The sequence below is a fragment of the Caballeronia sp. genome, from assembly GCF_028292365.1.
In the GTDB taxonomy this organism is placed as follows: Bacteria; Pseudomonadota; Gammaproteobacteria; order Burkholderiales; family Burkholderiaceae; genus Caballeronia.
The window spans coordinates 1-6,865 of record NZ_JAQGMM010000588.1 but is presented as its reverse complement, the minus strand read 5'-3'; the positions used below and the strand labels follow the sequence as shown (position 1 = coordinate 6,865).

General features: G+C 57.5%; 5 protein-coding genes and 2 pseudogenes. 6 read left to right on the top strand and 1 reads right to left on the bottom strand.

The window, feature by feature from the left end; genetic code table 11:
• The 5 genes and pseudogenes from pstA to phoR form a co-directional block, all read left to right on the top strand.
• Positions 1-195 (top strand): annotated as a pseudogene (pstA, locus tag JWR14_RS34730) (phosphate ABC transporter permease PtsA); the annotation flags it as partial.
• A gap of 156 nt (positions 196-351) precedes the next feature.
• The gene (gene pstB, locus JWR14_RS34725) at positions 352-1,107 is read left to right on the top strand and encodes a phosphate ABC transporter ATP-binding protein PstB (RefSeq protein WP_031363387.1); all 756 of its coding nucleotides are present in this window, start codon (positions 352-354) and stop codon (positions 1,105-1,107) included.
• 38 nt (positions 1,108-1,145) lie between these two features.
• Positions 1,146-1,850: a phosphate signaling complex protein PhoU gene (phoU, locus tag JWR14_RS34720; protein ID WP_299718531.1), complete on the top strand. Its 705-nt coding sequence runs from the start codon at positions 1,146-1,148 to the stop codon at positions 1,848-1,850.
• 60 nt (positions 1,851-1,910) lie between these two features.
• A complete protein-coding gene (gene phoB, locus JWR14_RS34715) occupies positions 1,911-2,621 on the top strand; it encodes a phosphate regulon transcriptional regulator PhoB (protein WP_299718529.1) in 711 nt (236 codons plus the stop codon).
• A 76-nt stretch (positions 2,622-2,697) separates the two neighbouring features.
• A complete protein-coding gene (phoR, locus tag JWR14_RS34710) occupies positions 2,698-4,011 on the top strand; it encodes a phosphate regulon sensor histidine kinase PhoR (protein ID WP_299718526.1) in 1,314 nt (437 codons plus the stop codon).
• 37 nt (positions 4,012-4,048) lie between these two features.
• On the opposite strand, the gene ppk1 is transcribed toward phoR, so the two are convergent.
• Positions 4,049-6,112: a polyphosphate kinase 1 gene (gene ppk1, locus JWR14_RS34705; RefSeq protein WP_299718524.1), complete on the bottom strand. Its 2,064-nt coding sequence runs from the start codon at positions 6,110-6,112 to the stop codon at positions 4,049-4,051.
• Between the two features lie 332 nt (positions 6,113-6,444).
• Here ppk1 and JWR14_RS34700 point away from each other — a divergent pair.
• Positions 6,445-6,865: pseudogene (locus JWR14_RS34700) on the top strand (exopolyphosphatase); the annotation flags it as partial.

Here is a 6,865-nt window from a genome sequence, read left to right as displayed (position 1 = left end):
TTCACGGCGCTGTCCAACCAGTTCTTCTCGTGGGACATGAATCAACCGGTGGCCAACCTGCCCGTCACGATCTACAAGTTCGCGATGAGCCCGTTCCCACAATGGCAAGCGCTCGCGTGGGCCGGCGTGTTCCTGATCACGCTCGGCGTGCTCGGTCTGAACATCCTGGCACGCACGATCTTCTCGAAAAAATAAGGCGGAAACCTTTCCATGAACACAGTCGCAAGCGATGTGAGCGCCCGGAACGCTAATCCGGCCGCCAGCGGTGACAATGCCAGCACGGCTCCGGTCGAACGCGGTGCAGCACCCGGCAGCTTCAAGCCGACCCATCACGCACCGCCGGTCGGATCGATGAAACCGAAGATCGAGGTGAACAACCTCAACTTCTTCTACAACAAGTTTCATGCGCTGAAGAACATTAACCTGCGGATTCCTGAACATAAGGTGACGGCGTTCATCGGTCCGTCGGGATGCGGCAAGTCCACGCTGCTGCGCACGTTCAACAAGATGTACGCGCTGTATCCGGAGCAGCGCGCGGAAGGCGAGATCCTGATGGACGGCAACAACCTGCTCGATACCAGCCGCGATATCTCGTTGCTGCGTGCACGCGTGGGCATGGTGTTCCAGAAGCCGACGCCGTTCCCCATGTCGATCTACGACAACATCGCGTTTGGCGTGAAGATGTTCGAGCAACTGTCGCGCTCGGAAATGGACGACCGCGTGGAGTGGGCGCTGACGAAAGCGGCGCTCTGGAACGAAGTGAAGGACAAGCTGCAGCAAAGCGGTTATGGCCTGTCGGGCGGACAACAGCAGCGCCTGTGTATTGCACGCGGCATTGCGATTCGCCCGGAAGTGCTGCTGCTCGACGAACCGTGCTCCGCGCTTGACCCGATTTCGACGGGCCGCATTGAAGAATTGATCGCCGAACTCAAAGATGACTACACGGTGGTGATCGTCACGCACAACATGCAGCAGGCGGCGCGTTGTTCGGACTACACTGCATACATGTATCTGGGCGAATTGATTGAATTCGGCGATACGGAAAAGATCTTCATCAAGCCGTCCCGCAAGGAAACGGAAGACTACATTACCGGCCGGTTTGGTTGAGAGCATAACGGGCTAAAAAAGGACTTCAGGGAGCACATATGTCCGATAAACATTTGTCGAGCCAGTTCGACGCCGATCTGAATGCGGTGTCATCGAAGGTGCTGGAAATGGGCGGTCTGGTCGAGTCGCAGATCATCCACGCCATGCAGGCGCTCAATACGTTCGACATGGAAATTGTCGAAGCGGTGGTGCTCGCCGAACAGCGGCTGAACACCATGGAAGTCGAGATCGACGAGGAATGCAGCAACATCATCGCGCGCCGTCAGCCGGCTGCGCGTGACCTGCGTTTGTTGATGGCGATTTCGAAAACGATTACGAATCTCGAGCGTGCCGGTGACGAAGCCGAGAAGATCGCCAAGCGCGTGAGACGCATTAACGAAGATGGCATGGGGCGTAACGTCAATATCGCCGAGATCAAGTTGTCGGGCGAAATGGCGGTGTCCATCTTGCGCCGTGCACTAGATGCTTTCGCACGCCTGGATACGGTTGCCGCCGCGCAAATTGTTCGCGACGACAAAGCCATCGACGAAGAATTCCGCGCGTTCGTGCGCAAGCTGGTCACGTACATGATGGAAGATCCGCGCATGATTTCGGCGGGCCTCGATTATCTGTTCATCGCTAAAGCGGTCGAACGGATTGGCGATCATGCAAAGAACATTGCGGAGTTCATTATTTACATTGTGAAGGGAACGGATGTCCGCCATGTGTCGCGCGATCAACTCGAACGCGAAGCACTCAGCTGATTCTTTTCTGATCCCAATGTTGGTTGTTTAACTTACGCGAAGAAGGTTACAGAGGTGCCGATGCCCAGCAGCATTCTCGTTATAGAAGACGAACCCGCGATTTCCGAATTGATTTCGGTGAATCTGCAACACGCGGGCCATTGCCCCATTCGTGCTTATAACGCGGAACAGGCGCAAAACCTGATCAGCGACGTCTTGCCCGACCTGGTGCTTCTCGACTGGATGCTGCCGGGTAAATCCGGCATCGCCTTTGCGCGGGAATTACGGGGCAACGAACGCACGAAACATATTCCGATCATCATGCTCACTGCTCGCGGCGACGAGCAGGACAAGGTGCTCGGACTTGAAATTGGTGCGGACGATTATGTGACGAAGCCGTTTTCGCCGAAAGAATTGATGGCGCGGATCAAGGCGGTATTGCGCCGGCGCGCACCGCAATTGACGGAAGACGTGGTCGCAATCAACGGCTTGCGTCTCGATCCGGCTACTCACAGGGTGGCGGCGCATTCGAACGGTCATGGCAGTGACGATATCAAGCTCGATCTCGGACCGACCGAGTTCCGCTTGTTGCATTTCTTCATGACGCACCCTGAGCGCGTGCATAGCCGCACGCAATTGCTGGATCAGGTCTGGGGCGATCACGTATTCGTGGAGGAGCGGACCGTCGACGTGCATATCAAGCGTCTGCGCGCCGCCTTAAAGCCCGCTGGTTGCGATGCTATGATTGAAACGGTTCGTGGCAGTGGTTACAGGCTAGCCAAGAGTGCTTGATGAGAGTGCATGACAAGAGTAAATGAGACCCGCGACCAATCGTGGTCGCGTGGTAATAATCTCGATCCGCTAATTCATGAATATCATCTGGACGCGTTCTCTCGTGTCCCTCGCGTTGCTCGCGGTATTGAGCGGGATCGTTGGCGTGCTGTTCGGAGTGCGCGCCGCGCTTGGTTTCGCGCTGGTCATGTTGGTTCTGCAAACCCTCTTCACCACCTTTCATACGCAACGCTTGTGGCGCTTGCTCGACGCGCCCGTGTATGGCGAAGTGCCGAGCGCACCGGGCGTGTGGGGCGAGATTTATTACCGGCTGCATAAGCTTGCCAAGCGTTGGCATGCCCAGGTGCGTCAGGTCGAGCAGCAACATTCACGGTTTATCCAGGGTATCCAGGCGTCGCCGAATGGCGTGGCCATGCTCGACGACAGCGACCAGATCGAGTGGTGCAACGCCATTGCGGAAACCCATTTTGGGTTGGACGCGAAACGCGATCTGCGCCAGCACATTACGCATCTCGTGCGTCAACCCGACTTCGTTCGTTATCTCGCTTCGCAGCATTATGAGTCGGTGCTGGTCATGCGCGGGATGGGGCTGAACCGGCAGCATGTGTTGTCGGTGCAAATATTTCCCTACGGTGAAAACCGGAAACTGATTCTGACTCAGGACATAACGGAACTGGAAAGAACCGATTCCATGCGCCGCGATTTTGTCGCGAACGTTTCGCACGAGTTGAAGACGCCGCTGACGGTGCTGTCCGGCTTTCTTGAAACCATGCGCGAGTTGCCGCTGAATGAATCCGACCGGGCGCGTTACCTGGAAATGATGGAACAGCAGTCGTCGCGGATGCAGAATATTGTGCGCGACCTGCTCGTGCTCGCGAATCTGGAAGGCGATGTCAAACCGCCCGGCGACGATGTTCTCGATATGCGCGCGGTGCTGCGCCATCTTGAAGAAGACGCCGATAATCTTTCGAATGGCCGGCATCGAATTACATTCGATGTTGATGAAGCGTTGACGGTGTCCGGTTCGGAAACGGAGATTGTCAGTGCGCTCGCGAATCTGGTGACGAATGCGATTCGCTATACGCCGGATGGCGGAACGATTGATGTCTCGTGGCAGCGCGTTCGAGATCGTGCAGTGTTTTCAGTGCGCGATAGCGGACTCGGTGTTCCGCCCGAACATATTCCACGTTTGACCGAGCGGTTTTATCGCGTGGATAGAAGCCGCTCGCGGGATACCGGTGGCACGGGCTTGGGGCTTGCAATCGTGAAGCATGTGTTGCAACGCCATCTGGCCGACCTCGAAGTAAAGAGCGAGGAAGGGCGGGGAAGCACCTTCTCGGTCAAGTTTTCGGCTGCCCGTACGGCGATGAGAAAATCGATCGCGGCTTAATTCGCTTAAGCGGCTTATCAAACCGTCAGTCAGCGCATCAAGGACAGAACTTCGCGAGCAGACCCAGTTGCGCATTGCGCATCGACTTGCCCGGACGCCGCCGCTTGTAATGCCCGTCACTTTGCATGAGCCATGCCGACTGGTTATCGCCGAGAAACACGGACAGTCCTTCCGCGATCACGCGCCGTTTCAGGCGGCGGTCGTTCACGGGAAATGCCACTTCCACACGCCGGAAGAAGTTGCGGTCCATCCAGTCCGCGCTCGACAAATAGACCTTCTCTTCTCCGCCCGCATAAAAATAAAAGATGCGGTGATGTTCGAGAAAACGTCCGACGATGGAGCGCACCGTGATGTTCTCGGACAGGTCCTCCACGCCGGGTTTCAACGCGCAGACGCCACGCACGATCAAGTCGATTTTCACGCCGGCCTGAGACGCTTCATACAACGCGATGATCACGGTCGGTTCGAGCAACGCATTCATCTTCGCGACGATCCGCGCTTTCTTTCCCGCACGCGCGTTCTCGGCTTCAGCACGAATGGCTTCGATCAGATTCGGGTGCAGCGTAAAAGGGGCTTGCCAGAGCTGATGCAGGCGTAATTCGCCGCCGATGCCGGTGAGTTGCTGGAACACGTGATGCACGTCTTCGCAGACTTGCTGATCCGACGTCATCACGGCGAAATCGGTATAAAGACGTGCCGTGCGCGGATGATAGTTGCCCGTGCCCAGATGCACATAACGCCTGAGCACCATCTTGCCGTTCTGCGAGACGCGCCGCACGATCAGCATCATTTTCGCGTGGCATTTGTGGCCGACCACGCCGTACACCACATGCGCACCCACGGCTTCGAGTTGCGACGCCCAGTTGATATTCGTTTCTTCATCGAAGCGCGCGAGCAGTTCCACCACCACGGTGACTTCCTTGCCGTTGCGCGCGGCTTGCATCAGCGCGTCCATCAGCGGCGAGTCGGTGCCGGTTCGATAAATTGTTTGCTTGATCGCGACCACTTGCGGGTCCTTGGCCGCCTGCAGCAGCAACTCGAGCACGGGCTGAAAACTCTCGTACGGATGGTGCAGGAGGATATCGCCCTGATCGATGGAATCGAACATATTCGATGCTGCCGCAATAGCCTTCGGCACCGCCGGAATGTGCGGCACGAACTTCAGGTCCGGCCGGTCGACCATCTCGGGCAACTGCATCAGGCGCACGAGATTGACCGGCCCGTCCACGCGATAACAATCGCGGTCGTTCAGTTCGCTCTCGTCAAGCAGGCGCCGGATCATGTGCGGCGGCGTTTCTGCCGACACTTCCAGGCGCACCGCATTGCCCAGATGCCGCGCGGGCAGTTCGCCCTGCAGCGCCACGCGCAGGTTGGTGATTTCGTCTTCATCGACGAACAATTCGCTGTTGCGCGTGATGCGGAACTGGTTGCAACTGCGCACCATCAGGTGCGGAAACAGCGCGTCGACAAAACGCTGCATCAGCGAGCTCAACAGCACAAAACCGTGCGGATAGCCCGACAGCGCCTCGGGCATGCGCACGAGCCGCGGCAGCGCGCGCGGCGCCTGCACAATGCCCATCATGGCCTGGCGGCCGAACGCGTCCTTGCCCTCCAGCTCAACCACGAAGTTCAGGCTCTTGTTCAGCACGCGTGGAAACGGATGAGCGGGATCAAGGCCGATTGGCGTGAGCACCGGCAGCAACTCGTTCTGGAAATAATCACGGGCCCAGTCGGTCTGCGCCTCGCTCCACGATTCCACGCCGTGAAAGTAGATTCCTTCGCTTTCCAGCGCGGGAAACACGGTGTTCTGAAGCATGACGTATTGTTGATGGACCAGCCGATGCGCACGTTCGACCACGAGGTCGTACACATGCTGCAGCGACATGCCGTCAGGCGAGAGCGAGCCCGGGTTGTCGCGCATCTGTTCCTGCATGCCGGCCATGCGGACTTCGAAAAATTCGTCCAGGTTGCTGCTGGTAATACAGATGAAGCGAAGCCGTTCGAGCAGCGGAACGGCGGTATCGGCGGCTTGCGACAATACACGTTCGTTAAAACCCAGAATGCCCAGTTCGCGATTAAGAAGGGGATAGCGTAAGGACATCGATAGTATTGGCAGTCAAAAAAACAGAATGTGCAAGGATCGCTCGGAACGCATCACAGTATGATGACGTTTTTGTGAAATCGTAATGTCATAAATCTAACGCAGGTCTCAGATAAGGTTGATTCTGGCGAGGTTTGCCCAATTTCGTCTGACAATCGAAGATCGATTCATTGGCGTAGTTTGCTGCATTGGATTGTTTGCAAGACCAGCACAGTCGTCCGCTTGGACTTAAAATTGGCGCGCTGCCGCAGCCCCGGCGTGTTCAAATGCTGCCCGTACCGTTGGAGCTGTAAGACGCTAGCGGGCACAACCCTACGGAACCTGGAAAATCGATGGTCAACCCCCCTCATCTTTTGGCAGCCGTAGATCTCGGATCGAACAGCTTCAGGCTGATCGTCGGTCGCGTCGAGGAGACGCCTTCCGGCAGCCCGATCTATCAGGTCGACGCGCTACGTGAACCCGTGCGGCTTGCGGCGGGACTGTCGCGGGACAAATTCCTCGACCGGGCCTCGCAACTGCGCGGCTGGGACGCGTTGAAGCGGTTCGGCGAACGGCTGCGGGACTTCCATCCCGACCACGTGCGCGCGGTCGCGACCAATACACTGCGCGTCGCCAAGAACGCCGATGAATTCTTGGCCGAAGCGCAGAACGCACTTGGCTTTCCCATTGAAGTGATTGCCGGCCGCGAAGAAGCGCGCCTGATTTATGCGGGCGCCGCGCATTCGGTGCCGGCGAGCGCGGGCAAGCGGCTGG